The sequence below is a fragment of the Mycetocola saprophilus genome, from assembly GCF_000718085.1.
Taxonomy (GTDB): Bacteria; Actinomycetota; Actinomycetes; order Actinomycetales; family Microbacteriaceae; genus Mycetocola; species Mycetocola saprophilus.
The window spans coordinates 13,441-38,829 of the sequence record NZ_JOEC01000004.1 but is presented as its reverse complement, the minus strand read 5'-3'; the positions used below and the strand labels follow the sequence as shown (position 1 = coordinate 38,829).

The following is a 25,389-nucleotide window of genomic DNA, read 5'->3' as shown; positions in this document are numbered from 1 at the left end:
ACCACCGCGCCGCCGATCATGCGGCACCTCCCATCCGGCCCAGCCATTCGCGCAGCAAGGCCGTTTCGGCGGCGGTAAAGGCGGCGGCGTCCACGCGCTCGTCGGTCCCGTGTTCCAGGGCGCTGGCGAGGGTGGTGGCGGCCCCGGCCACCGCCGAGGTGCCCGGGGCCGCGGCGTCGGTGAAGATCCCGGCGAGGGTCACATCCCGAACGGTATCGGAGATCGAGGGGTCCGGGTGCAGCTCGGGACGGGTGACCAGGGCGAGGGCGATACCGGTGTTGGCGGCCATGATCGTGCGGGTCGCCCAGTCGGCGTCGATGCGCAACCGGCCGGCGGCACCGGCGCGCACCACGAGGGCACCGAGCAGATCATAGGCCTCGGCGAGCGCACCGCCCGGGGCATCGGCCCCGCCCTGGAAGGTCAGTCGGTAGAGGGCCGGATGGGCCAGGGCAAACGCGGTGTGGCGATCCCAGCCCTCGCGCACATCGGCCACCGGGTCATCCCCCGGTACCGCCGCCCGCTTCCCACCGAGGTAGGACTCGAACGCGGCGTCGATGGTGGCGCGAATCAGGCCGTCCTTGTCTCCAAACAGGCGATACAGGGTCGGCTGTTGTACGCCCGCGGCCTCGGCCACGGCGCGCGTGGAGACCTCGCCGGTGGGTGAGTCGGCGAGCAGGCGCGCGGTCACCTCGATGATGCGTTCACGATGATCCATGAATCAACGCTAACATGATTCGCGGATCAATGAAATACGCGGTTAGCCCTCGGGCAGCAGGATGTGGAACCCGGCACGATCCCCATCCACCCGCACCCCGCGCAGATCCGGCAGCACCGCGTGGGCGAGCGGGGTCAGCAGGGTGCGTTCGGAGGCGATCGAGGAGGTGGCCAGGGTGATACACCCCGCGCCCACGGCCGCGCGCACTCCGGCCTCAGCATCCTCCACCGCGAAGCAGGTGGCCGGGTCCAGGCCCAGCCGGGCGGCCCCGGTCGTAAAGGGTTCGGGATCGGGCTTGCCCCGCGTCACGTCGCGGGCGGTCACCATCGTGTCCGGCACCGGGATGCCCGCGGCGTTCAGCCGGGCGAGGGCCACCGGATAGGTGGCCGAGGTCACCACGGTCCAGGGGATATCGCCCAGCTGCGCGATGAAGTCGTGCACCCCGGGCCGCGGGGTAATCGGCGCATCCGGACGGGTTTCCCACCATTCCAGCCGGTCGAAGGCGTAGTCAAAGCGCTCGGGCGGGGCAAACTCGGCGATGATGTCGCGAGCCGGGCGGCCGTGACGGCGCTCGAGCGGCGGCGTCTCCACGCCGAGGTCCCGGGCCCAGCTGGCCCAGGCGAACTCGATGAACTCGGTGGAATCCACCAGGGTGCCATCCATATCGAAGAGGACCCCGAGCAGCGGGGTTTCGTTCAGCGCGCTCATGCCCTAACCCGCAAACGGGGTGACGGGGCGACCCGGGATCGCGACGGTTGCCGCAAACACCGATCCGGCCAGCGGCTCCTCATGCGGCTCCAGGAACTCCCGCGAGGTGGTGATGTAGAGGGTGCGCAGGTCCTCGCCGCCGAGGGTGCAGGAGGTGACCTTACTGACGGGCAGATCGATCGTGTCGGTCAGCACCCCGTGGCGGTCATACCGGCGCACGCCCGAGCCGCCGTAGAGGGCGAGCCAGACGCCGTCCTCGGCATCCACGCACAGCCCGTCCGGGCCGCCGATGCCTTCGGGCAGGGTCACGAAGGGGCGACGGTTGGCGGGGACGCCGTCCGCATAGTCGAACACGTCGATGCGGCGGGTGGGGGTGTCCACGTAGTACATCAGGGAACCGTTCGCGGTGAAACCCATGCCATTGGAAATGGTTACGCCGTCAAAGAGCGGGGTGATTTCACGGTTCGCGCCGAAACCGAATACCTCGGCGGTTCCGGGAACCTGGTCGTAGCCCATCGTCCCCACAAAGAGATTGCCCTCGGGGGTTGTGCTGCCCTCGTTAAAGCGGTGCGTGGCACCCTGCCACACCGGATCCGAGACCCACTCCCGGCCGCTCTCATTCCAGAGGGCAAACTCGCGCTCGGTCACCACCAGAAAGCCGCCGTTTTCGCGAGGACGGATCATCGCGGCCACCGAGGATCCGGTGTCCAGGCGATCCACCCGGCCGGTGCGCGCATCGAGGCTGAGGATGTCTCCGGCGAGCATGTCCACCCAGCGCAGTCCACCCCAGGCGGGCGACCACACGGCACCCTCCCCGTGATAGGCGATCGGATCGGTAACCTGCTCGGCCTGCGTCATCGAAGAACCATCCCTGCTGTCGGGGCGCGGCCGGAGGTCGCACACGCCTGGAACCGAGTCTAGCCGGGAGGCCCGACCACGCTCCAGGGGGAGGCGGCGTGGCCAGGCACGGGAAAACCGTCCGGACAGCAACCAAGACCCCTAGGGGGTAACGGCGTGGCCGGGCGTCCTCGCTACTCGCCCTGGGTGCGGTGGATTCCCAGATCCACGCGGCCCGGGACGAACTCGTCGCGCAGCACACGCGCGGGCCGGTACTGGCCGCTCTTGCGGGTGCGGTATGGCACCGGTACCTCCTCGTGTACCCCGGCCAGGCGCTCGGTCAGGCGGGTGATCTCCCGCGCCGAGCTCTCGGCGGTGATGTCATCGGCCTGGTCGATCAGGTGGATCGGCAGGGTCGACATTCCGGTGTAGAACAGGGTGCCGTGGGTCAGCCCGAACAGCAGCGTGTCGATGTCCCCGGAGATGCCGCGCGGGCCCAGGGCCGTCGCGTGCTCCCCCGCGGTGACCACGATCAGCGCGCGCTTGCCTCGCATCAGGCCATCGCCGTAGCGCAGGCTGCCACCGGTTTCGGGATCCTCGATGTCGAACGCGAAGCCCGAGGCAAACACCCGGTCCATCCACCCCTTGAGCATCGCCGGAACCGCGTACCACCACAGCGGGAACTGAATCACGATCAGGTCGGCGGCCAGGAGCTTGTTCTGCTCGGCGAGGACGTCGGCGGGAACCTCGCCGTCGGCGCGGGCCGAAACCCAGCGGGTCATGAAGGGGTCGTCGTCGTGGGCGTGGCTGCCGAAGTCGGCGCTGGTGAGCAGCGGGTCAAAACCCATCGCATAGAGATCGCTGGTTTCCACGGTGTGGGTTTTCTCCAGCTCGGCCCGGCCGGCGTCAAAGAGGTCGCGGTTGAAGGACTTCGCCTCGGGGTGGGCGTAAATCCAGAGGGCTTGTGGCTGAGTTTTTGTCATGAGACGATTCCAACAGGTGCATTCAATTTTGGGAAGTATGCACTTTTCTGTCAGCTACTAACCGTTGGGATAGTGTCAATGCGTACAAGCACCGCCGAAGCCATGGAAATCTGCTCGGTCGAGGTCACCGTGAGCCTGCTCGGCGGCTGCTGGAAGCTCACCATCATTCAGAAGCTGCTCGAGGGCACGCTGCGCTTCGGCGAGCTGCGCCGCGAGGTCGGCTACGTCACCGATCGGGTCCTCACCCGCCAGCTACGCGAGCTTGAGGCGGACGGGATCATCCACCGCGAGGTGTACCCGCAGGTGCCGCCGAAGGTCGAGTACTCGCTGACCCCGCTGGGCGAATCGCTGCGCGACATGGTCGCGATGATGGATGCCTGGGGTCAGCACTGGGCAAAAGAGCAGGGGGTGGGGGCCGCGACCGAGAAGTCTGCGGAGCCCGCGGCCGTCTGACCTGGGAATCGGGGTAGGCCCGCGGAAACAAAAACCAGCCCGGGGATTGCTCTGCCCGGGCTGGCCATGTTGGGATTCCGCTCACGCTCTACTGGTGTTCGCGATACCCCTGATTCAGTTCTAGCCGCGCAGCTCCGCCGTGCGCGGCGGGTTGGCCCCGGCGCGGGAGACGGTGATCGCCGCGGCGGTCAGCGCATCCCGGGCGATCAGGTCCAGGGTGTGCGCGTCGAGCGAGCCGGCGCGCACCGATGCTCCGGCATCCAGGCGCAGGATTGCCGCGAGCATCGCGGCCATAAACGAGTCGCCGGCGCCGATGGTGTCGGCCACGCTGACCCGCGGAGCCTGCGCCTCGGTGTGCACCCCGCCGGTGAACAGCAGGCAGCCCTCGCCGCCGCGGGTCATCGCGGTCAGGCCCGCGCCGAAGGAGGCGAGGTGTGCGAGCACCTGCTCCTGGGTCAGCTCGGGGTAGAGCCAGGCGGCGTCCTCATCGCTGAGCTTGATGACGTCGGCCAGCGCGGCGATCCGCTCGGTACGCGCCCGCACGTCTTCGCGGTCGGGCACGATCATCGGACGCACGTTGGGATCAAAGCTGATCAGCGCGTGGGAGCGGGCGGCGGCAAGCATCGACTCGACCACGTCCGCGCCGGGAGCAAGGAACGCGGCGATCGAGCCGGTGTGCACCAGGGTCACATCCGCCGGCACCTCGATCGAGGCCAGCTCGCCGGTGATCTCAAACGTGTAGGTCGCCGCGCCCGTCTCATCCAGGTTGGCCTGGGCAGTCGCGGTGGGGGCGTCGGTCACAGACTCGGCGCTCAGCTGAACGTCGCTCTCGGCGAGGTGGGCGGTGATCGCGGCACCGCGCTCATCCTTGCCAAAACGAGTGTGCAGGGTCGTGGGCACGTCGAGCCGGGACAGGCCGATCGCCACGTTCAGCGGGCTCCCGCCGGGGTGTTCGGCGGTGCCGTTCGGTCCCGAAACGATGTCGGTCAGGGCCTCGCCGATCACAAATGCGCGGGGGTTACTCATGCGGTTTCTCCTTTGACAACCAGTGTCTTCAGGCTAGTGGATCGGCTCACGCAGCCGAACCGTTCAGTGCATCCAGGGTCGCCGCGGCACCGTCCCGGCGCAGGGCTTCCAGGGTTGCCAGATACGGGGTGACAAAGGCGTCGTGGGTCGCGATGTCGCCGAAGACCGGGACGTACTCGATGATCGCGCGCGGCTCGGCTTCCAGCTTGGCCGCCAGGGCGGTGAGGTCGTGCTCGATCTCGGTCTGCGCGGGCTGGGCGTGACCGTCGCGCTCAAGCTGGAAGACCCAGCTGGCCACCAGGGCGGCACCGAAGGTGACGTCCCGTCCGGCGGCGATGTTATCCACGATGGTGGGCAGCACAAAGGTCGGGATCCGCGAGCCCGCATCGGTCGCCAGGCGGTTCAGGGTGTCCGCAATGGCCGGGTTGGTGAAGCGCTCAAACAGCGTGTTTACATAGTCGTTGAGGTCGATCCCGGGCACCGGGTCCAGGGTCGGCCGCGACTCGGCCAGGAAGCGGTGCAGGAACGCGACGATCCGCGGATCCGTGGTGGCCTCGTGGGCGAAGGTGTGCCCCAGCAGCAGGCCAAAGTACGCCATGCCCTGGTGGCTGGCGTTGAGCAGGCGCAGCTTCATCTTCTCGTAGGGGGCAACGTCGGAAACCAGCTGCACCCCGACCTTCTCCAGCGCGGGACGACCGGCGGTGAAGTGATCCTCCAGGACCCACTGCACAAACGGCTCGGCCACAACCGGCCAGGCGTCCTCGACGCCAAAGGTGTCGCGCACCAGGGCGCGGTCGGCGTCGGTGGTGACCGGGGTGATCCGGTCCACCATCGAGCTGGGGAAGGCCACGTTCTCGGCGATCCAGGCAGCAAGCTCGGGATCCCGGCGGCGCGCGGCCTCAAGGATCACGCCGCGGGCAACCTCGCCGTTGCCGGGCAGGTTGTCGCAGCTCATTACGGTGAACGGAACGGTGCCGGCGGCGCGGCGACGAGCGAGCCCGGTGACGATCAGGTCGAACACACCCAGCGGGTTCTCGGTGCCCTCCTCGGGCAGGCGGTAGCCGCCCTCGGTCACGGTGAGCGAGACGATGCGGGTGGTCTCGGCGGTCAGCTCGGACAGCACGGCCTCGCGGTCGTCGGGGGCGAAGTGGTAGTCGTGGATCGAGCTGATGACGCGGGCATCCAGCTCCCCGGTGCCGGACTTCAGCACCAGCGTGTAGAGCGAATCCTGGGCGGCCAGCACGTCGCGCATGCGGGCGTCCCCGGGCATCACGCCCACGCCGCAGATCCCCCACTCGTTGCCCTCGCCGAGGGTCAGCAGACGATCCAGGAACATGGCCTGGTGGGCGCGGTGGAAGTTACCCAGGCCGAAGTGCACGATGCCGGTGCGGATGCCCGCACGGTCGTAGCGGGGCAGTTCCACCGGGGCCGATCCGGACGCGGTCACCGCGGGGGTTTCGGCGGGCTTGGCATCGGCGGCGGCGTGCACCAGCGTGGCAATGGGCACGGGAATCGGCTGGGTGGTCATCGGTCTGCTCCTTTGGGGACTCACGGGGCGTGTTCACCCGTTCCCTCAGACTTTCACGCGACACGGGACACGATCCACCGATTGAATGGTGGGTTTGTGACCGATGTGTGTGCACCCAGATCCGTGTATTTCGGGGCCGTGCGGGATGTGACCGGTCCCAATCTGACCGGTTGCACGCGTACGGTGACCGTTGTGCGCGGTGGGTGGTGGAGATCATCACCGCACGGCCGAAATAGGGCGCACGCGGTGGCCTTCGGACGCGGTGGCCGGATACCCAAACGGGGTCGACGGCCGGACGCAGCGGGGGGCTACACCCGGACGATCCGCGCCCCACGCTCGGCGTACTCGCGGGCGATGGAAGCCGAGAGTGCCTGCCCGGTGATCATCGTTTCGAAGTCGGTGACGTTGGCGAAGCGCACAAAGCTGGTGCGTCCGAACTTATTGTGATCCCCCACAAACAGCCGGCGCGCGCTCACCCTGACCGCGGTTTCCTTGACCGCGGCCACCGCCGGGTCCGGGGTGGTCAGCAGCCCGTCCACCGAGACGCCGTTGGCACCGAGGATCGCCAGGTCCGGGACGAACCCCTCGAGCGCCCGGGTCGCCCAGAAGTCGACCGCACCAAGGGTTGCCGGGCGAATCCGCCCGCCGAGCATGATGACCTCGATTCGCGGCCGATTGGCCAGGCGCAGCACCGCGGGAATCGAGGCGGTGATCACCGTGAGAGGGCGATCATCGGGCAGGGATTCGGCCACCAGTGCGGGCAGGAACCCCTCGTCCAGGAACAGCGTGCGCGCCTGCGCCAGGCGACCGGCGGCGGCCTGGGCGATGCGCACCTTTTCGGCTGTGTGGTTGGTCTCACGGAACGCGATCGGGGTTTCCACCGCGCCGCTTTCGACCATCCGGATCACGCCGTAGCGGCGCTCGACCCGGCGCTCTCGTTCGAGCTCGCGCAGGTCCCGGCGAATGGTCTCCGGGGACACCTCGAAGGTCTCGGGCAACTCGGCGACGGCGAGGCTGCCGCGCTCGCGCAGCAGCGTCACGATGGCGTCTCGACGCTCACGCGCGCCCTGCTGGTTGCGTGCCACATCCGGCATCGGGTTCACCGTCCTCTCGCATGCTGGTCCGTTCGATTCGGGATCAGTCGCCTTCAGCCTAGCGCGCCAATCCGCCCAAAACCCCGCGGATCCAGCGACGCCCGCACGGCTTCATCGACGCAGGTTCTCCGGGCCTGTACGAGCCACCACCCTCGCCCGCAACTCACGAAGAAGTCGTGTTGCGGTACGATCGGGGCGTGAAAAACGACGACATCACGCTGCGGCCCACGCTCGGTTCTCGCGAGTATCCCGCCCTGATGAGTGTGTGGCACAGCGCGGTCACCGCGACCCATGACTTCCTGACCCCCGAGGACATCGAGTTCTATCGGGAGCGCATCGAAAGCGTATACCTCGACGCCGTCATCCTCACCGTGGCCACCATCGATGATGTGCCCGTGGGGTTTTCGGGACTGGTTGAGGGCTCGCTGGAGATGCTGTTTGTCCACGATGATGCGCGCGGCAGCGGCGTGGGTTCGGCACTTCTCTCGGCCGCCGTGGCAGCTCATCCCGACCTGACCATCGACGTGAACGAACAGAACCCACGGGCACTAGGGTTCTATCAATCGCGCGGATTTGCGGTGGCCGGCCGCTCGGAGCTGGACGGTGACGGACGCCCGTTCCCGCTGCTGCACCTGCGCCGCGAGGACGCCTAACTAACGGTTTTCCCAGGTCTCGATCCGCGCAAATGTCGGCGCGGACGAGTACCGTAGGTGGGTGACTCATCTTCTCCTGCTTTCCCGCGGCCTCGGTGCCGTCCCCGCATTCCTGGCGGCAACGGTGCCCCATAAGACCCCGCTGATCGGCTATATTCCCGACGCCACCCGCGACTTCACCGACGCCCCGTTTGTGCGCGCCGAGCGCGAAGCCCTGGCCTCGCTGGGCAACCCCATCCTGGAACTCCCCCTCTCCGCCCACACCCCCGAGTCGCTCGCCGCGGCCCTCGATGAGGTGGACGCGATCTACGTGGCCGGCGGCGACACCTTTGCCCTCCTGGACGCCGTCCGCACGGCCGGCGTCGCCGACCTCCTCACACAGCGAGTGAAGGCGGGACTGCCCTATATCGGGTCGAGCGCCGGCTCGGTTCTGGCCGGTCCGGACATTCGGCCGATCGGCCCGCTGGATGACCCCAAGGGTCTGCACGCCGGCACCGACACCACGGGCCTCGGCCTGACCGACGCGGTGGTTTTGCCCCATGCCGACGGACTGCTGCCGCCGTACCCGCTGGTCCTGATTCAGCGCACCCTGGCGCGCTACGCCGATCGCTTCCGCATCGTCCCGGTGCGGGATGACCAGGCGCTGCTGCACGGACCCGCGGGCGAGCGCCTGATCGAGTCCTCGCCGCTGCTGGACGTGGCCGAGCTGCTGGCCGAGTCCGAACAGCTGGCCGAATCCGATAGCTAGCAGGGAGATTCCTGAACGCTTCCGGGGAACCCTGGCCTTCGCCGAATCGGCGGCGTAACGTAATTCTCGGATCCCCCGCCCGCGGGTTGGTGGCCCCGCAGCGTTATTCCCCCTGGTAAACCGTCCGCTGCGGACCACCAACCCCGGGCATTTTCTTTGCCCGGTTATCGGGAGGATTCCACGCTCGGATGAGGCATCGCAGAAACGGTCGCCGCCTGCTCACGCGTCGCCCAGCCGGTCGTTACCGGAACCGCCGTGACCGGCCAGTCGGTACCCGTCAGTCTCGGGCGGATCAGTTTCGGGCGGATCAGTCCTCGAAGATGTCGCCGAAGCCGAGGAAACGCCAGCCCGCGGGATCGGGCCGATAGATGCCAACAAACTCGTTATTCATCCCGCGCGACCACCACACCAGCCCGACGCGTCCACGGTAATGAATCACCTGGGCGAGGTCGGCATCGAGCTCGTCGCGGTTCTCGATCAGGGCGTCCAGCCCGCCGAGGAATTCCCGCACCTCGGGCAGCACAAACCGGCTGAGCTCCTCGAGCCCGGGCGCATAGGCCTGAATCGTGAGCTCGTGCTCCTCCCCGGGAAAGAGTACGCAGTTGTACTCGGTGAGTTCCCCATCCCCCTCACCCGTGTCCAGGAACATTCGACGGCGCAGCTCTCCGGTCCAATCCATGAACTCAGCCTATTGCGCGGCCACCCGCCACAGGTGCATTTGCGCATATGAGCGCCAGGGCGACCAGGCCCGCGCGTGCTCGGCCAGTTCGCGGTGGGCGGCGGCCGGTGTTTCGGGGGCGATTAGGCCGATCCGGCGGGCCCCGGCCAGCAGTGCCACGTCTCGTTCCAGCCAGGCATCGGGATCACCGAGCACCCGCATCGCGATATAGCTTGCCGTCCACGGGCCGATTCCCGGCCGAGCAACCAGCGCCGCCCGCAGTGCCTCCCGCATGCACGCCGAGGGTTCCCTCGGCCAGGGCCGCGGCCGTGTCCCTGACCGTCGCCACCTGGCGCGCGGGCAGTCTCAACACGCGTCCGGGATCGGGGGTGGCACCGGGGACCGGCTCGGGGATTCCCTCGGCCAGCGCGCGCATCGTGGGAAACAGACGGGACAGGCCCGCGAACCGGGAGGAATAGCTCTCACCAAGCTGCGCGGCGATCCGCCCCAGGTGGGTACCGGCGGCCGCGACCGAAATCTGCTGGCCGATCAGCGCCCGAATGACAAGTTCCTGGGCGTCCACGGCGCCGGGCACGCGGATCCCCGGTGCCTCGGCGACCAGCGCGGCCAGGTTTCGATTCGCCGAGAGCGCGGCATCCACCGCCTGCGGGTCGGCGTCCAGATCGAGGAGCCTTCGCAGCCGGGACAGCGCGGTACCCAGGTCCGCCAGATCGGAGAGTTCAAGCTCCGCCCGCAGCGCCCAGCCCCGTATTCCTCGTTCGGCATGTATCTGGGCGGCCGCGGGTCCGCCGGGCAGGCGCAGCGTGCGCGCGTAGCGCAGTCGGTCGGGATTGCCCAGGTCCACGGCCTCGACCCCCTCGATCACCCGGGCCGCCAGGAAGGCGAAGACCCCCGGCGCATCGTAGGGGGCGCGCACCGGCAGATCCAGGGTGATGCGCACAGCGTCGCCGGTGCCCGGGATGTCGGCGGGCGCGACGCGGGCATCCGATTCGGATGCGTCCTGCCAAGCAGCGCTCGACCCCCGGGTGTCCGGTTGGCCGACACCCGTTCCGCGGACGGCGGTTCGCCCACGCCCCCGCAGCGAGCCCGGGGTCTGGTCAAAAACCTCAAGCATCGTGTTGTTGAACTGGCGGATCGACCCAAATCCGGCGGCGAATGCCACCTGCGCGCTCGGGAGGTCCGTGCCCACCAGCAGCGCCCGCGCCGTCTGCGCTCGCCGGGCACGCGCCAGGGCGCGCGGACCCGCGCCCAGCTGCTCGGTGAGGATCCGGACCAGGTGCCGCGGCGTAAATCCGAGAGCCGCGGCCAGGCCATCCACGCCGTCGCGATCCACGACCCCGTCGGCGATCAATCGCATCGCCCGACCCGCCACATCCCCGCGCAGATCCCACTCGGGTGTTCCCGGCACCGCCTCGGGCACACAGCGCTTGCACGCCCGGAATCCGGCGATCTGGGCGGCCGCGGACGACCGATAAAAGCTCACGTTTTTGGCAGCGGGCGTGCGGGCCGGACACGACGGGCGGCAATAGATTCCGGTGGAGGAGACGGCGGTATAGAACTGTCCGTCGAACCGGGTATCCCGCGCATCGATGGCCCGATAGCGCGCGGCGAATCCGGGATCACCGGGGCGGCACACCGCGCCGCTCTCCTCCGCCACAATCTCCTCGCCCATGTTCGAACCCTACCCCCGGGCAACCAGGCGGTTGAGCTCGGCACTGGGCAGCAGGAGCGGGTTGGATGCGACGTGCAGGGATCTGAAGGTTTCGGTCCGCTTCATGGCTCCAGCCAAGCAGGTTTCATTCGCTAGGGCTGGCCAGAATCGGACTCGACCGTTCCCGGATTTCTCGGCGTCAGATCCCGGCCAAAGCAGACCGATTCGGGGGCACCCGCGTACACGCCAAATCCGGGGATCGGCTGATAGCCCTCGCGGGTGTAGAACCCGATCGCGTCGGGCTGACGCTCGCCGGTTTCCAGCACCATGCGGTGTGCGCCAAGCGCCCGGGCCGCCTCCTCCAGCCGGTACAGCACCGCCCTGGACAGGCCGGTGCCGCGGGCGGCCGGGGTGACATACATCCGCTTGACCTCGATGTGTCCGGGGCCGCATACCTCCTCGGGGACAAACCGCAGCCCGCCACAGGCGATCGCGGTTCCCGATTCATCGCGAGCCACCAGGAAGACCGGCACCTCATCGGCGGTGGGGGCGTGTCCGGGTTCGTGATCGTCGCTCCCATAGCGGGCGTCGAGTTCCGCACGCTGCGCGAGGCGCAGCGCGGCCCCCTCCGGATCGTCCCAGGGAACGCTTTCGATCTGCCAGTTCATGCCAAAGTCCTTTCGTAACAGGTGTTACCGTAACACATGTTACGCTGAGATCATGCCTCGAATTCGAGACCCCCACGCCCAGCGTCAGCTGCTCTCCGAAGCCGTATGGGCGACCCTTGCCGAACACGGGCCGGGCGGCCTCACACTCCGCGCGGTTGCCGAGCGGGCTGGGTGCACCACCGGCCTGGTCCTGCATACGTTCACCGATAAGCGGGCGCTCCTGCTGGATGCTCGCGATCGACTGCACGAGCGCACCCGGCTGCGCGCCGAACGCCTCGAAGCCGAGGCCGCCGATCCAAAAGACGCGCTCCGCTCGGTTGCGTTGGGGACACTCGCCGCCGACCCCGACGGCCTGGCAAACGCCCGCGTGTGGGTGGGGTTTCTCGCCTCGGCCTTCGGCGACGAGGTGCTCGCCGAACGCCATGCACTCCACAGCGGCTCGTTCCGGATCCGGCTGGCCCGGCTCATCCAGGCGGCACTTCCCGGGATCGACGACGCCGAGGCCGAAGCCCGCGCGGCACTGCTCGCCGCGACCACCGAGGGGGTGTGCGTGCTGGCCGCCGGCAATCCCGAAGTCTGGACGGCCCAGCTTCAGCACCTGGCGGTCATCCGCGCGCTGGACGCCGCGCTGGAACCCGTTCGGTAGGCGGCGGGCGACAGATCCGCCACCCGCCACCGCGCCTCCCGCTACTCGGACCAGGGGCTCTGCCGGATCACCTCGACAAAGTCACCCCGCTCAAACCCGGGCAGATAGTGGGCCAGGACATCGGCATTAACGTTGCCAAAGGTCGAGTCGGGTCGGTGCACATTGCCCGCGGTAAAGGCCGCCAGGATTCGGTTTTTGAAGTCCGGACGCGGGTGCGCCTCGGCCACCGCAGTCCGCTGCTCCGCGGTGATCTCGTGGTACCAGATGCCCAGCACATCCGTCTCCACCCCGGCGGTGACCAGCGCCACCTCGGGCTCCATAAACTCGGGCACCCCCGGGGTGGTGTGCAGCGCGATGCCGGTCCACACCTTCTGGGCATCCGCCGCGCTCACGCCGCGGGCGGTCAGGAACGCCCGGGCCGCGTTGGCCGAGTCCACCTCGAAGCGCAGCTGCGAGGTATGGAAGGTGTCGGTCAGCCCGAGGTCGTGGAACATGGCGCCGGCGTAGAGCAGTTCGGGGTCCACGCTCAGCCCGCGGCGCTGCCCCATCAGGGAACCAAACAAGAACACGCGGCGGGAGTGATGGAAGAGCAGCTCGCTCTCGTGTTCGCGCACATACTCGGTGATATCGCGGACTAGGGCGGTGTCGGGGATCGTGATTCCGGCGATCGTTTCGGTCATGGTGTTCTCCTTGAATGTCCGGCCCGCCGAACCGCTCGGGAGCCTGCTTCCAGGCTCCCGCGGACGCGGCCGATCTCACAGTGTCCGAATTGACAGATATCCCTCGAATATGGACATACTGAAGGATGCCCAGCCACTCGATCGCCTTCCTGCTGTTTCCCGGTGTCAAACAGCTGGATATTGTCGGCCCGGCCGAGGTTTTTGCCGAGGCGAATCGGCTGGGTGCCCGCTACGAGTTGCTGTATGTCTCGGCGGATGGTGCCCCGGTCTCCACCTCTATCGGTGCGCCGTTCCCCGCGACCACCCGTGCCCGGGACCTCACCCGCGCGGACACACTGATCATCCCCGGCGGCGACGCCCTCCCCACGGCCGCGATTCCCCCGGATATCTTGGCGGCCACCGCGCGACTGGTCGACATCTCGGCCCGCGTCGCTTCGGTCTGCACCGGAGCCTTCCTGCTGGCAACCACCGGTGCGCTGAGCGGACGCCGAGCCACAACCCACTGGGCCCATGCGGGCCTTCTTGCCCGACTGTATCCGTCCATCACGGTCACGCCGGACTCCATTTTTGTTCGCGACGGTCGCTTTCACACCTCCGCCGGGGTCTCCTCGGGCATCGACCTGGCGCTGTCGCTGATCGAGACCGATCATGGTCCCGAGCTGGCCCGCGAGGTCGCCCGCCAGCTGGTGGTGTACCTGCGGCGACCGGGTGGGCAATCGCAGTTCTCGACCCTGAACGAGGTGTCCCGCGGGAGCCACGATGCGGTGCGGCGGGTGATCGAGACCATCATCGAGACCCCCGCCGCCGCCCATACGATTACCGACCTCGCCGGCGCGGCCGGGCTCAGCACCCGCCACCTCTCACGTCTCTTCCAGGCCGAGCTGGGCATGACCCCGGCCCGGTTTATCGAGGGGGTGCGGCTGGACACAGCCAAGGCTCTGCTCCTGCGTGGTGAGTCGGTGAGTGTCACCAGCCGTCGTGCTGGATTCCAGAGCGCCGAGACCATGCGTCGCCTGTTTGTCACCCGCCTCGGCATGCCGCCCAGCGTGTTTCAGCAGCGCTTTCGCACCAGCGATCGGGCCGACTAGAAGTCCCGGTCCGCGGCGCGGCCAAGCGCACACTTCGGGACCCCGACGTCAGTGGGAGTTCTCCGCCGGAACACTCCAGTTGGCCAAAAGCTGCATGGCCTGTGCCGTGGGCGAATCCGGTTCGACCGTATAGACCAGCATCAGCAGATCGGAGGCCCCGGTCACCTCGAAGGACTCGTACCCAAACTCCACGTCTCCCACCAGCGCGTGGTGGTAGCGCTTACTCCCGGACCGGTAGCGCAGCACGTCATGGGACGCCCAGAGGTCCGCAAATTCGACGCTCCGAGTCGAGAGTTCCCCCACCAGCGCCTGGAGCCCCGGGTCTTCGGGGGCACGGCCCACGGCCTGGCGCAGGAGGGCCACGTTATTACGCTTCATCCGGTCCAGATCGCGATAGAACGCGGGGGCGCGGGGGTTCAGGAACACAAAGCGCGCATAGTTGAAGGGCGCACCGGGTTCGTCGCTCGGGTCCCCGTAGAGGGCTCGGCCGATCGCATTGGCGGCCACGTGATCCCCACGCAGATTCTGCACAAATGCGGGGACGGCGATCGCATCCAACACCAGCTGGAGATTCAGGGACACCCGGGTGGTGGGGATGGCGCGACGGGCGGAGCGCGCGCCGGGACCCACCGGCCTGGTTGCCTGCACCAGGTCAAACAGGTGTTCGCGCTCGGCTTCGTCCAGGCGCAGCGCATCGGCGATCGCGTCCAGCACCTCGGGGGACACCCCGGACGTATGCCCACGCTCGATCCGGGCGTAGTAGTCGACACTCACCCCGGCCAGGAACGCAACCTCCTCGCGCCGCAGGCCGGGAACCCGTCGCACCCCACCGAAGGTCGGTACGCCGGTCTCCTCGGGGGTGATTCGGGCACGCCGCGAGGCGAGAAACGTCTTAATCTCGGCTCGTCGATTGTCCATGAGGCCCATCCTAGGTTGCAAACCGTCGAGTGTGGGGTGCCCTGCCAGACCCTGGGTGAGCCGGACCACTGTTCGAGCGGGCGTTCCGCCCCCTGGGGAAAGGGAGTTTTCTAGAAACATGATCTTCGCGTCGAGCCGTGTTCAACCCGGCTCCGCGATCCCCGTGTCTCAACAGGAAGCGTAAAAATGTCACACCAGAGTCCCCCGGGCACCACCGCCACCCGCCACGCCGCTCCCGGTCGGATGCCGGCCGTCGTCCCGATTCTGATGGTGGGTGCCTTCCTCATGTGCACCACCGAGAACATCGTGGCCGGCCTGCTCACGCAGATCGCCGGCGACCTCCGCGTCACCGAGGCTCGCGCCGGGTTGCTGATCACCATCTTCGCGATCGGCATGGTCATCGGGGCACCGGTCATGGCCGTGGCCACCCGAAAACTACATCCGCGCGTGACCCTCGTGGGCGCGCTGGTGATCTTCGCGCTGGGCCATGCGTTCACCGCGCTGAGCAGTAGCTTCGAGATGAGCCTGGTTGCCCGGTTCATCTCTGCGGTGGCGACCGGCGCATTCTGGGCCGTCGCCGCGGTGGTTGCCACCTCGGCCGCCGGCCCCGCACTGGCCTCCCGTGCGCTCGGGCTGATGATGAGCGGCGTGGGGCTCGCCACCGTGGCCGGTGTCCCGCTGGGCGCCTTCGTTGGCCAGCTGGTGGGATGGCGCGGCACCTTCTGGCTGCTCACCATCCTCACCGCGATCGCCGCGGTGATCATCTCCCGCATCACCCTCACCCACAACACCGGCGACCAAACCTCCATCGGTGCCGAGTTGCGCGCATTCGGCCAGATTCGCATCTGGCTGGTCCTCTTGGCCACCGCGGTGGTCAGCGGCGGCGTCATGGCCGCGTTCAGCTACATTCAGCCGCTGCTGGTGAACCGCACCGGCCTGCCCGGCTGGAGCGTCCCGATCGTGCTGGTGGTTTATGGCGTCGGCTGCCTGCTGGGAACCAACCTGGCCGGGCGCCTGGGAGACCGGCACGCGATCGCGACCTACCTCGGGGCCACGCTGATCGGCGCGATCGCCCTGGCCCTGCTGGTGCCGCTCTCGATCAACCCGGTCTGGAGCTTTGTCCTGTTCTTCGTGGTGGGTGCCGCGGGTATGTGTGTGCCGCCCCTGGCCACCGGGCTCTCGATCCGACTCGCCCCCACCGCGCCCACCCTCGCCGCCGCCTCCGCGGTTGCCGCCTACAACGGTGGCGTCGCGCTGGGATCCTGGGTGGCCGGGCTGGCCCTGGAGTCCTCGCTCGGTATCACCGGACCCTCAGCTATCGGGGCCATGATGGTCGGCGTGGGCCTGGTTCCCCTGATCATTCTCGCCCTCCTCCGCCTCCCGTCCCCCACCACTCATAAGGAGCATTCATGACCACCCTCAACAACCCCTTTGCCCGACTTCCCGAGGTCCCCTCCTTCACCCTGACCAGCACCACCGTCGCCGACGGCGAGGCGTTTGGTCCCGCCCAGTACTCGGGGCTGTTCGGTGTTCCCGGCGGCGAGGACCGCTCCCCGCAGCTCTCCTGGAGCGGTGCCCCCGAGGGCACCCTGAGCTACGCCGTCACCGTTTTTGACCCGGACGCACCGACCGGTTCGGGCTTCTGGCACTGGGCGGTAGCGAACATTCCCGCCTCGGTCACCGAGCTGGCCGAGGGTGCCGGGGATGAGACCGGATCGGGCCTCCCGGACGGGTCGTTCCAGCTGCGCGGCGACAGCGGCGCGGCACTCTTCCTCGGCTCGGCCCCGCCCGCGGGCCACGGCGAACACCGCTACTTCATCACCGTGCACGCCCTCGATGTGGCCGATCTGGGCGTGGGCCCCGATGCGACTCCGGCCTTCCTCGGGTTCAACATTTCGGGCCACATTCTTGCCCGGGCCACCCTCGTGGCCACCGCGATCAACAACAACTAACACTCCGGATCGAGGGGTGGGGGCCAACATGGTCCCCACCCTTTTGTTTCCCCGAAAGGCACATAATGACCCAGATTTCCTTCATCGGACTCGGCGCGATGGGACGCCCGATGGCCGGGCACCTGCTCACCGCCGGGCATACCCTGACCGTCTGGAACCGCACCGCCTCCCGCGCCGCCGACCTGGTTTCCGCCGGAGCCCACCTGGCACACACCCCCGCGGAGGCGTTCCGAGTACCGGTGATTTTCTCGATGCTCGCCGATGATGCTGCCGTCCGCGAGACCCTCCTCAACGCGGATGTTCTGTCCCAGGCGCCCGCGGGTGCCATCCACATCAACCTGTCCACCGTGAGCGTGGAGTTGGCTCGAGAAGCCACACGCCTGCACGCGGAGCACGGCCTGACCTACCTCGCCGCCCCGGTGTTTGGCCGGGTTCCGGTGGCCGAGGCTGGGGCACTCAACGTTCTGGCTGCGGGCCCCACGTTCGCCATTGACGCGGTTGAGCCCCTGCTTTCCACCTTTGGAACACGGACGTGGCGGCTCGGGGAGACCCCCGAACGGGCGAACCTGGTGAAGGTCCTCGGGAACTATCTGATCGCCTCGGCCATCCAATCACTCGGAGAGGTGATGAGCGTGGGCGAGGGCGCGGGCGTTGAGGGTGCCGACCTGGTGGAGCTGCTGTCCTCGACCATTTTCCCCGGCCCGGTTTACTCGGCCTATGGCGCGCTGATGGCCGCGCGCACCTACCAGCCCGCGGGTCTCTCAACCGAGCTGGGGCGAAAGGATCTGCGCCTGGCGCTTTCCGCGGCGAGGGCGCAGGGGCAGCAGCTTCCGCTCGGTGCGGTGCTGGAGTCGGTGTTTGATCAGGCGATCGATGCCGGTTACGCCGGGGACGACTGGGCATCGGTGGCCGAGCTGCGGCCACGCCCGCAGGTGGGGCCGACCGGCGACGACCGCAATCGGTAGTAGGCAGCGGTAGGCGAGGGCAAGCGGCCGGCGGCGCCCGGCAGCGGTAGGCGGCCGGCGGCCAGCGGCGCTAAGAGTTGGGGATCGGGAGGCGCGACACCGAGGGGCACGACGAACGTGCTCACCGACCTCCGCGGCTAGGAGGCCAGTGGCTGCGCTCGGCGCGCGTCTTCCGCGCACTCGACCGGGCTCATCTCGGCCCAGACGGCATCGAGGGAGAGCCCCAGGACCCCGGCAATCACCGCGATGGTGGAAAAGGCGGGGGTGGCTACCCGGCCGGATTCGATCTTGCGCAGGGTTTCGGGTGAGATCCCCGCATCCAGCGCGACCATGAGCATCGATCGCTCGCCGCGGGCACGCCGCAGGAGTGCGCCGAGGCGTTCCCCGCGGGCGACCTCTTCCGGGGTGAGGGGCAGTCTAACCATGCCCCAATCCTATACCGGTATAGTTTGACCGGTATAGTTATTGGAATTTGGCGAGAGGCCCCCATGATCGAAATCCTGACCCCCGACGAGCTGAACCGCGCCCGCAAGACCGGCGCTCTGGTGGGCACCATCCTGCAGACCCTGAAGAACCGCACCCGCGTCGGCACCAATCTGCTGGAGATTGATCGCTGGGCACGCGCGATGATCCTCGACGCCGGGGCCGTCTCCTGCTACGTGGACTACGCCCCCTCATTTGGCCGCGGTCCATTTGGGCACTACATCTGCACCGCCGTCAATGATGCCGTGCTCCACGGCCTCCCCCACGACTATGCACTCACCGATGGCGACCTGCTCACCCTGGATCTGGCGGTCACCCTCGACGGCATCTCGGCCGACGCGGCGATCAGCTTTATCGTGGGCGAGACCCGCCCGCCGGCGAGCGTCGCGCTGATCGAAACCACCGAGCGCGCGCTGGCCGCCGGGATCGCCGCCGCGGGGCCCGGAAAACGCACGGGCGATATCTCCCACGCGATCGGGGGCGTGCTGGCGGATGCCGGTTATCCGATCAACCTGGAATTCGGCGGCCACGGCATCGGATCCACCATGCATCAGGATCCGCACATCTCCAACGCCGGCCGCCCCGGCCGCGGCTTCACCCTGCGTCCGGGCCTCCTCCTGGCGATCGAGCCCTGGGTCATGGAGGACACCGACCGCCTGATCACAGACCCCGACGGCTGGACCCTGCGCAGCGCCACGGGCGCGCGCACCGCCCACACCGAGCACACGGTGGCGATCACCGAGAACGGCGTGGAAATCCTCACCCTGCCGCCCACAAACTAGTCATCCATCGGGCCCCGAAAAAACTTTAAAAAAAGTTTGGGGGCTGATGTCACATATCCCCCACTTCCGGAAACAACCTAGATGAGGCACTTCGCCTCGCACTGCACGCGAGAACCGCCGTGCCTATCCGGGGGGAGGGCCGTCTGATGAATGTGAGACGACTTTTGGGCACGGCGGGCGTCATCTTTGCCCTGTTCGGGGCATGTATGGGACGACTCGACTCGCACCTGTTCCACGGCAGCGGTCCCCCGCGTCATCACTAACCGGCCCACGTTCACCCACCCCGCAGAATCCATGCTCACACATCCGGCAGCACCCGAATGCTACAGTTCGGTGTTCCCGTGTGGGCGGGGGCGGGCGGGATCTCCGTCTCATTTTGGTGGAAATCCCGAGGTTGGTGAGGTGACGTGGTGAGCGAGTTTTCGGAGTTCTTCCGCGCCAACCACTCGCTGGTGGTGGGTGTGGCCGAGCGCCGGTTGAGCTCCCGTCAGGACGGCGAGGAGATCGCCACCGAGGCGTTCCGAATCGCCTGGGAACGACACCGGGCCGGGGAACCGCTCAGCGTTCCGTGGCTCTACGGGGTGGTCCGCAACCTGATCGGCAACGAGTACCGTCGCCGCGACCGCCAGGAAAACCTGCACACCCACCTCGGGGAGGAGCTCTCCTCCCACCCCGACTCGCTTGATGAAACCCACGCCGATGTGCGTGATGCCCTGCAACGCCTCCCTCATATTCATCGCGATGTCCTGATGATGACCTACTGGGAGGATCTCACCACGCGGGAGATTGCCGAGATTCTGGGCACCACCCCGCTGGCGATACGCACCCGGCTGGTGCGCGCACGCAGACTCCTGCGTTCAGCCCTCGCCGACCTTGACCAGCACACCAGCACGGAGGTTTCAACTCATGAATGATCTCCTGGGCGATGTCCTCCGGGCGGCCGATCCGGGCACCGTGCGTCGAGACTCCCCGCTCTCCGAGCGGGCCCTGCGCGAACTTGCCGCCTTTGAGGCGGCCGAACGCGAACTCGCCGCCTTTGAGGCGGCCGAACGAGAGCTCGCCACCAACCAGACGTCCGAACGCGACCCTGCCGCCACCAACCAGACGTCCGAACACGAGCTCGCCACCAACGAGGCCGCCAAACACGACCTTGCCGCCACCGAGGCGGCCGAGCGTGCCGGTACGTCCACCCCCGCCGAGGCACACCACGTGCGCGCGGGCACCCGTCGACCATCGTCGGCGGATCGAAGCGGAAGCGGTGTGGAGGCCCGAGGCAGTCGACGCCCGGCCGGACGACCCGCACGCCTTCGCCCGCGCGGGCGGCTGGGTCTGGCCGCCGGCGCGATTGCGGCGTTCGCCGCGGTGGCGATTTTTGTTGTGGCGCTGATCAATCCGGGGCCGGCTCTGGCCGCGACCCCGCCCCTGCTTGAGCTCACCAGGGTGTCGGGTTCGGCACCCGAACTGTTGACGGAGATGGCCCAGATGCAACGCACCCAGCCTCCCGCGGGCGACACCATTCGCGCACAGATGTGGGCACTCAACACCTCCATCGCCGAGGACGGGTCAATCGAGTCCTCGGTCACCGAACCTCAGCGCAGCGAGACGGTTTTTGCCGCGGACGGCTCGGTCCACCTGGTCCTCACCGCGGCACCACCCTTCCCGGGGCAGGAAGCCGCCGGGCTGCCCAAGCCGGGCACCGTGCTGGTGGATGAAAGCTTCCCCTCGGGGCAGTGGGAGTTCCCGGCGGAGGCGGGCCCGCCAACGAGCGTGGACGAGGTGGGCGCCTATCTGGCTGCCCTCACCGATGACCCGAACCTGAGCGACGGGCAAACCCTTCGCGAGATCGCGGGCATCCTCTCCAACTTCCCGATCACGCGCGCCCAGGAGGCGGCGCTGCTGGGATACCTGGCGACCCTGGACAACATCACGGTGGCGGGCCAGACCACCGACCGACTGGGCCGCAAAGGCATCGTTTTCCAGGCGCGAGATCGCTCACCCGACTTCGAGGATCGGCTCATCGTGTCCCCCAAACACGGGCAGATTCTGGCGGCGGAAACCCTCTATGTTGGAAGCTCAAGGACCGATATCGCCTCCCCGTCGGTGATCGACTACGTCGCCTGGGAGCGCTAGCGGATCCGCCGTCGCACACGCGTCACCCACCGCGTGCCCTCCCGAAACGGATACCCGAAACATGCGATTTCTCCGCACCTCCCTGGCCGCCGCGGCCCTGACCCTCCTGGCTCTCTCGGTCCCGAGCATCGCCTCCGCGCAGGGATCGGTGACCGATCCCATGCAGGCGCGCGTGGACACAATCATCGCCGCCCATGGCGGGGTACAGACCGCCTGGAACGAGATCACCTGGGACGGGGGCGACGTGATCGCCACCCTCGGTGCCGAGTCAGCGGCGTCCGCCCGCTCGCTTTCGGCGCTCTCGGTGGGAAACTGCGCGAGCGGTCGCTACTGCGCGTATTCCTCGCTCAACTTCGGCGGCGACAGGCTCACCTACTCGGCCTGCCCGGCAACCAACACGAGCCTGGGTGCGATCGGCACCGTGCGGTCGATCTCCAATAATCGCGGATCGGGCACCGTGCGCGCGTATGCGGGCACCACGCTGAAGAACACGATCTCGACCGGATCGGGCGCATCCAGCACCAGCGGCATTACCCGGATTACCTGCTCCTAGCGACCGGGTGGGTTCGGGGTGAGTCAAGAAAGAACCTCACCCCGAACCGCCTGCACGGCCAAACCCGCGCACTCGACGCCTCCAACCATGCCCTCCGACACTCCCCAGGCATCCCCACGGCCCTCCGTTCCGATACGGCTTTCGCCGCCCTCGAAGCCGAATACGGTGCCCGACTCGGGTTGTTCCTGATCGACACCGGCGCCCAACGCACGGTCGAGTATCGGGCGGATGAACGCTTCGCCTTCGCCTCCACGATCAAGGCGCATCAGGCGGCGGCAATCCTGCAGACCCGCGAGATCGCCGCGCTCCAGGAGCACGTCACCTTCACCGCCGAGCAGATCGTCTCCTATTCCCCGATCACCGAGCAGCACTTCGAGGACGGCATGCTGCTGCACGAGGTGGTCACCGCCGCGCTTCAGTACAGCGACAACACCGCCGCCAATCTCATGTTTGATCGCCTGGGCGGCCCCTCCGGCCTGCAGCAACTACTGCGCGAGTCCGGAGATCACACCATCAACGTGGACCGCATCGAGCCCGACCTCAACGAGGCCACCCCCGGAGACCCACGCGACACCACGACCCCGCGCGCCCACGCGCACACCCTCGCGCGCTTCGGCATCTCCGATCACCTCCCCGCCGAGAAGCGTGAGCTCCTGACCGGCTGGATGAAGGCCAATACCACCGGGGGCGAGCTGATTCGAGCCGGGGTCCCGGCGGACTGGGTGGTCGCCGATAAGACCGGCGGCGGCTACTACGGCACCCGCAACGACATCGCGATCCTCTGGCCTCCCACCGGCGCACCGCTCGTGCTCGCGGTGATGTCCAGCAAGGACGCGCAGGACGCCGAATACAGCAACGCCCTGATCGCCCGCGCCACCACTCAGGCCCTGGCGACGCTGGCAGCCGGGCGCTGAACCCAATCGAGGGAATGCACATAACCACATCACCGATCTCTCGACGCTGAGCAGCCCGGTTACCGCGGGCGGTGCCACGCAAAACCCGGCGCTGGCCTCGACCGGCCTGGGTTTCAGCGTGCCCGTATTCGGCGCGGCCATCGCGCTGCTGCTTGGACTCGGTGCGGCGCTCTCGCGGCGGCGGCCCGCATCCGGGGAATAACCCGCCCCCGGAATCCGGTTGAATGAAACATGTCACCCACCCTGGAAGCCGTGCCCGTCTATGGGGCCCTGGATCGCGCGCTTGCGTCGCTCGAATGGGTCCTGTCCGAATCGCACCGGACACGGTATTCCTCGGGCGAGCGGGTGCTCTCCCCGGTAGACACCCCCGGTTTCTCCTACCTGTCCTCGGGCACGGCATCGATGCGGGTGGGATCCGAGTGGATCGAGCTCGATGCCGGCGACGTACTGTTCTATCCACGTGGCGGTCTGCACGAGGTGCGCGCCGGGACGAACTCGGAGGTCATCAGCGTCACCTTCGCCGCGGCGGATCCCAGCCAGAACACGCTGGGGCTCTTTCCCGATGCGCTCCTGGTGACCCGGTTTCACGAACACGAACCCAACCTGGCCCTGCTGATCGAGTCGATGGCGCGGTGCGTGCTGAGCGCCGCCGAGGCGGGGATTTCCAAGCCTCGTCGGGATGGCGACCTGGTGGTGTGCGGGCTGATGACCAACATGATCGCCTCGGCGCTGGTACGCCAGTGGGTCGAACTGGGGTGTGCCCCCGAGCGGTGGCTGCACCGGGTTGCCGACCCGTATATCTCCCGCGCGCTCGACGCCCTGCACGCCGAACCCGGCCGGGCCTGGAGCGTGCAGGACCTGGCCCGGGTCGCCGCCATGTCCCGCTCGTCCTTCGCCGAACGCTTTCACACCCTGGTGGGTCAGACTCCGGCCTCTTATCTGACCGGGGTGCGGATGGAGGCGGGCATGGACCTGCTCGCGCGGCAGGGTCTCAGCGTCTCGGATACCGCCCGACGCCTGGGATACGAGTCCGAGGCGGGGTTTAGCCGCGCCTTCCGTCGGCACACCGGTTCCGCCCCGGCCGTGTGGCGCGAGCGCCGGCGCGGCACATCGCAGCCCGCGGCGTAGGCCCGGCATCGGCTCGGCATCGACTCGGCATCGGCGCAGGCCCCGGCATCGACTCGGCATCGGCTCGCCCGCGGCGTAGGTACCACCCCACATGCGGCGATGCCCGGCGGGACCGGTCTCCACCGGATCCCGCCGGGCATCCCCGGGCGAGCGGCTAACCCACCGCTACGGCCTCGGCCTCACGCTCGGGAACGGCCGCGCTCTGGCGCACCAGTCCGAAGATCAGGCCGCCGATCAGGGCCGAGGCGGCGGCCGCGGCGAGGGTCACGGTGATGCCCGCGCCGTCCACGATCAGGCCGCCGATGCCCGCGCCGATGGTGATCGCCAGCTGGAATCCGGCCACCAGCAGTCCGCCGCCGGCCTCCATGCGCTCGGGGGCGAGGCGACCCATCCAGGTGGAGACCACGAGCAGCCAGGCCCCAAATCCCAGTCCCCAGATTCCCACGGCCACCGCCACCACCCAGAGCTGGGTGGGGAAGATCGTGACCACGGCGATGCCGCCACCGATGAAGGCGGGCACCAGGAATCGCATGACCGTGAGGTGGCGGTCCACGAGCAGTCCGATGATGAAGTTGCCGAGGACCCCGCCCACGCCAAACACCGCGAGCAGCACGGCGATCTCGCCGGCCCCGATATCGGGGAGCCGTTCGAGGGCCAGGCGAATATAGGTGAAGGCGGCGAAGTGGCCGAGGGTCACCAGGACGTGACCGAGCAGTCCCAGCGGCATGCCGGGCACCTTCAGGGTGTCGCCGAGGGCGCGGAATCCGGTGGCCGAGGCCGGAGCCACCGGCGGCAGGACGATGCGCAGCGCGGCGGCTACCACGAGCGAAATGATCGCGGCGGCCGCGAAGACCACGCGCCAGTCGAAGATGGAGCCGAGGTAGATGCCCAGCGGAACCCCGGCGACGGTGGCGACGGTGGTGCCGGTGTTGACCAGCATCAGGGCACGGCCCAGGTGTCGCGGTTCGGAGAGGCGGGCGGCCACGGCGATGGACATGGCCCAGAAACCGCCGATGGCCGCGCCCAGGATGAGGCGGGCGATCAGCAGCAGGGCGAGGTTGGGCGCGATCGCCACCAGGAGGTTGGAGACCGCGGCGGCGGCCGCAAGCACGGCCAGCAGGTTGCGCCGGTCCAGCCGGGGGAAGATGATGCCGATGGTGGGGGCGGTAAAGAATCCGATGATCGCGGTTGCGGTCACGGCCTGTCCGGCCTGTCCCTCGGTGATGCCAAGCGAGGCGGCCATGGTGGGGAGCAGGCTCGGCGGGAGGAACTCGGCCGTCACGAGAATAAAGCTGGTCGCCATCATGATCACGATGGCGCCCCACGCTGTGCGCGCGGGAAGGTGCGATGCTACGGGTACTGTCATATTTTGATTCTGGCGCGCGGCGGCCGCGCGCACCCAACCGA

Annotated in this window: 29 protein-coding genes; 14 read left to right on the top strand and 15 right to left on the bottom strand. The window is 68.2% G+C overall.

All coding sequences use genetic code 11. The annotated features are described in order from the left end of the window. Window positions 1-16 precede the first annotated feature (16 nt). From IE92_RS0114030 to IE92_RS0114015, 4 genes are all read right to left on the bottom strand, one after another. Window positions 17-715: a TetR/AcrR family transcriptional regulator gene (locus tag IE92_RS0114030; protein ID WP_030149134.1), complete on the bottom strand. Its 699-nt coding sequence runs from the start codon at window positions 713-715 to the stop codon at window positions 17-19. 42 nt (window positions 716-757) lie between these two features. Further along, window positions 758-1,423: an HAD-IA family hydrolase gene (locus IE92_RS0114025; protein WP_051701987.1), complete on the bottom strand. Its 666-nt coding sequence runs from the start codon at window positions 1,421-1,423 to the stop codon at window positions 758-760. Between the two features lie 3 nt (window positions 1,424-1,426). Further along, a complete protein-coding gene (locus tag IE92_RS0114020) occupies window positions 1,427-2,281 on the bottom strand; it encodes an SMP-30/gluconolactonase/LRE family protein (protein WP_030149132.1) in 855 nt (284 codons plus the stop codon). Window positions 2,282-2,454: 173 nt separating this feature from the next. Then, window positions 2,455-3,243 (bottom strand): NAD(P)H-dependent oxidoreductase, encoded by a 789-nt coding sequence (locus IE92_RS0114015; RefSeq protein ID WP_030149131.1) that lies wholly within the window; start codon window positions 3,241-3,243, stop codon window positions 2,455-2,457. Between the two features lie 78 nt (window positions 3,244-3,321). On the opposite strand from IE92_RS0114015, the gene IE92_RS0114010 reads away from it, so the two are divergent. Next, window positions 3,322-3,696, top strand: coding sequence for a winged helix-turn-helix transcriptional regulator (locus tag IE92_RS0114010; protein WP_030149130.1), 375 nt, complete (start codon window positions 3,322-3,324; stop codon window positions 3,694-3,696). A gap of 120 nt (window positions 3,697-3,816) precedes the next feature. Here the strand turns inward: IE92_RS0114010 and IE92_RS0114005 are convergent, their stop codons facing one another. From IE92_RS0114005 to IE92_RS0113990, 3 genes are all read right to left on the bottom strand, one after another. Continuing rightward, entirely contained in the window at window positions 3,817-4,722 is a 906-nt protein-coding gene (locus tag IE92_RS0114005) for a carbohydrate kinase family protein (protein WP_030149129.1), read from the bottom strand. A gap of 46 nt (window positions 4,723-4,768) precedes the next feature. After that, window positions 4,769-6,250: a mannitol dehydrogenase family protein gene (locus tag IE92_RS0114000; protein WP_081864153.1), complete on the bottom strand. Its 1,482-nt coding sequence runs from the start codon at window positions 6,248-6,250 to the stop codon at window positions 4,769-4,771. A gap of 308 nt (window positions 6,251-6,558) precedes the next feature. Beyond that, the gene (locus IE92_RS0113990; protein WP_030149127.1) at window positions 6,559-7,344 is read right to left on the bottom strand and encodes a DeoR/GlpR family DNA-binding transcription regulator; all 786 of its coding nucleotides are present in this window, start codon (window positions 7,342-7,344) and stop codon (window positions 6,559-6,561) included. A gap of 197 nt (window positions 7,345-7,541) precedes the next feature. Here IE92_RS0113990 and IE92_RS0113985 point away from each other — a divergent pair, with 197 nt between their 5' ends. Further along, the gene (locus tag IE92_RS0113985; protein WP_051701986.1) at window positions 7,542-7,997 is read left to right on the top strand and encodes an acetyltransferase; all 456 of its coding nucleotides are present in this window, start codon (window positions 7,542-7,544) and stop codon (window positions 7,995-7,997) included. Between the two features lie 61 nt (window positions 7,998-8,058). Then, on the top strand, window positions 8,059-8,745 hold the full coding sequence (locus IE92_RS0113980; RefSeq protein ID WP_051701985.1) for a Type 1 glutamine amidotransferase-like domain-containing protein: 687 nt from the start codon (window positions 8,059-8,061) through the stop codon (window positions 8,743-8,745). Window positions 8,746-9,052: 307 nt separating this feature from the next. On the opposite strand, the gene IE92_RS0113975 is transcribed toward IE92_RS0113980, so the two are convergent. The 4 genes from IE92_RS0113975 to IE92_RS0113960 form a co-directional block, all read right to left on the bottom strand. Continuing rightward, the gene (locus IE92_RS0113975) at window positions 9,053-9,424 is read right to left on the bottom strand and encodes a hypothetical protein (RefSeq protein WP_156027581.1); all 372 of its coding nucleotides are present in this window, start codon (window positions 9,422-9,424) and stop codon (window positions 9,053-9,055) included. Between the two features lie 9 nt (window positions 9,425-9,433). Further along, window positions 9,434-9,625 carry a DNA glycosylase family protein gene (locus tag IE92_RS19110; RefSeq protein WP_081864152.1) on the bottom strand — a complete coding sequence of 64 codons (192 nt, stop codon included), beginning with the start codon at window positions 9,623-9,625 and terminating at the stop codon, window positions 9,434-9,436. Then, window positions 9,609-11,096 (bottom strand): AlkA N-terminal domain-containing protein, encoded by a 1,488-nt coding sequence (locus tag IE92_RS16850; RefSeq protein ID WP_081864151.1) that lies wholly within the window; start codon window positions 11,094-11,096, stop codon window positions 9,609-9,611. The genes IE92_RS19110 and IE92_RS16850 overlap by 17 nt, the downstream gene beginning before the upstream one ends. Window positions 11,097-11,227: 131 nt before the next feature. After that, window positions 11,228-11,743 (bottom strand): GNAT family N-acetyltransferase, encoded by a 516-nt coding sequence (locus IE92_RS0113960; protein WP_030149123.1) that lies wholly within the window; start codon window positions 11,741-11,743, stop codon window positions 11,228-11,230. A gap of 52 nt (window positions 11,744-11,795) precedes the next feature. On the opposite strand from IE92_RS0113960, the gene IE92_RS0113955 reads away from it, so the two are divergent. Further along, the gene (locus tag IE92_RS0113955; protein ID WP_030149122.1) at window positions 11,796-12,389 is read left to right on the top strand and encodes a TetR/AcrR family transcriptional regulator; all 594 of its coding nucleotides are present in this window, start codon (window positions 11,796-11,798) and stop codon (window positions 12,387-12,389) included. Window positions 12,390-12,430: 41 nt separating this feature from the next. Here IE92_RS0113955 and IE92_RS0113950 read toward each other — a convergent pair whose 3' ends face one another. Further along, window positions 12,431-13,069, bottom strand: a complete 639-nt coding sequence (locus IE92_RS0113950; RefSeq protein WP_030149121.1) for an HD domain-containing protein — start codon at window positions 13,067-13,069, stop codon at window positions 12,431-12,433. 125 nt (window positions 13,070-13,194) lie between these two features. Here IE92_RS0113950 and IE92_RS0113945 point away from each other — a divergent pair, with 125 nt between their 5' ends. Next, entirely contained in the window at window positions 13,195-14,157 is a 963-nt protein-coding gene (locus IE92_RS0113945) for a GlxA family transcriptional regulator (RefSeq protein ID WP_030149120.1), read from the top strand. 48 nt (window positions 14,158-14,205) lie between these two features. On the opposite strand, the gene IE92_RS0113940 is transcribed toward IE92_RS0113945, so the two are convergent. Continuing rightward, on the bottom strand, window positions 14,206-15,075 hold the full coding sequence (locus IE92_RS0113940; protein ID WP_030149119.1) for a helix-turn-helix domain-containing protein: 870 nt from the start codon (window positions 15,073-15,075) through the stop codon (window positions 14,206-14,208). A 186-nt stretch (window positions 15,076-15,261) separates the two neighbouring features. Here IE92_RS0113940 and IE92_RS0113935 point away from each other — a divergent pair, with 186 nt between their 5' ends. The 3 genes from IE92_RS0113935 to IE92_RS0113925 all read left to right on the top strand — a co-directional run bounded on the left by IE92_RS0113935 (window position 15,262) and on the right by IE92_RS0113925 (window position 17,992). After that, complete coding sequence (locus IE92_RS0113935) at window positions 15,262-16,488, top strand: MFS transporter (RefSeq protein ID WP_051701983.1); 1,227 nt, start codon at window positions 15,262-15,264, stop codon at window positions 16,486-16,488. After that, a complete protein-coding gene (locus IE92_RS0113930; RefSeq protein WP_030149117.1) occupies window positions 16,485-17,027 on the top strand; it encodes a YbhB/YbcL family Raf kinase inhibitor-like protein in 543 nt (180 codons plus the stop codon). Before IE92_RS0113935 ends, IE92_RS0113930 begins: the two co-directional genes overlap by 4 nt. Before the next feature lie 65 nt (window positions 17,028-17,092). Beyond that, complete coding sequence (locus IE92_RS0113925; protein ID WP_030149116.1) at window positions 17,093-17,992, top strand: NAD(P)-dependent oxidoreductase; 900 nt, start codon at window positions 17,093-17,095, stop codon at window positions 17,990-17,992. 137 nt (window positions 17,993-18,129) lie between these two features. On the opposite strand, the gene IE92_RS0113920 is transcribed toward IE92_RS0113925, so the two are convergent. After that, the gene (locus IE92_RS0113920; protein ID WP_030149115.1) at window positions 18,130-18,417 is read right to left on the bottom strand and encodes a helix-turn-helix domain-containing protein; all 288 of its coding nucleotides are present in this window, start codon (window positions 18,415-18,417) and stop codon (window positions 18,130-18,132) included. A 63-nt stretch (window positions 18,418-18,480) separates the two neighbouring features. Here IE92_RS0113920 and map point away from each other — a divergent pair, with 63 nt between their 5' ends. The 6 genes from map (at window position 18,481) to IE92_RS18435 (ending at window position 23,982) form a co-directional block, all read left to right on the top strand. Continuing rightward, window positions 18,481-19,257: a type I methionyl aminopeptidase gene (gene map, locus IE92_RS0113915; RefSeq protein WP_030149114.1), complete on the top strand. Its 777-nt coding sequence runs from the start codon at window positions 18,481-18,483 to the stop codon at window positions 19,255-19,257. Window positions 19,258-19,667: 410 nt separating this feature from the next. After that, window positions 19,668-20,171, top strand: a complete 504-nt coding sequence (locus IE92_RS0113910) for an RNA polymerase sigma factor (protein ID WP_162178511.1) — start codon at window positions 19,668-19,670, stop codon at window positions 20,169-20,171. Beyond that, window positions 20,164-21,387, top strand: coding sequence for a hypothetical protein (locus tag IE92_RS17475; RefSeq protein WP_030149112.1), 1,224 nt, complete (start codon window positions 20,164-20,166; stop codon window positions 21,385-21,387). Before IE92_RS0113910 ends, IE92_RS17475 begins: the two co-directional genes overlap by 8 nt. A gap of 61 nt (window positions 21,388-21,448) precedes the next feature. Beyond that, on the top strand, window positions 21,449-21,940 hold the full coding sequence (locus tag IE92_RS0113900) for a peptidase inhibitor family I36 protein (protein ID WP_030149111.1): 492 nt from the start codon (window positions 21,449-21,451) through the stop codon (window positions 21,938-21,940). 179 nt (window positions 21,941-22,119) lie between these two features. After that, window positions 22,120-22,854: a class A beta-lactamase gene (gene bla / locus IE92_RS0113895; protein WP_051701981.1), complete on the top strand. Its 735-nt coding sequence runs from the start codon at window positions 22,120-22,122 to the stop codon at window positions 22,852-22,854. A gap of 231 nt (window positions 22,855-23,085) precedes the next feature. Next, window positions 23,086-23,982, top strand: coding sequence for an AraC family transcriptional regulator (locus tag IE92_RS18435; protein WP_156027577.1), 897 nt, complete (start codon window positions 23,086-23,088; stop codon window positions 23,980-23,982). A gap of 154 nt (window positions 23,983-24,136) precedes the next feature. On the opposite strand, the gene IE92_RS0113885 is transcribed toward IE92_RS18435, so the two are convergent. After that, window positions 24,137-25,348: an MFS transporter gene (locus tag IE92_RS0113885; protein WP_051701980.1), complete on the bottom strand. Its 1,212-nt coding sequence runs from the start codon at window positions 25,346-25,348 to the stop codon at window positions 24,137-24,139. Window positions 25,349-25,389: the final 41 nt, after the last annotated feature.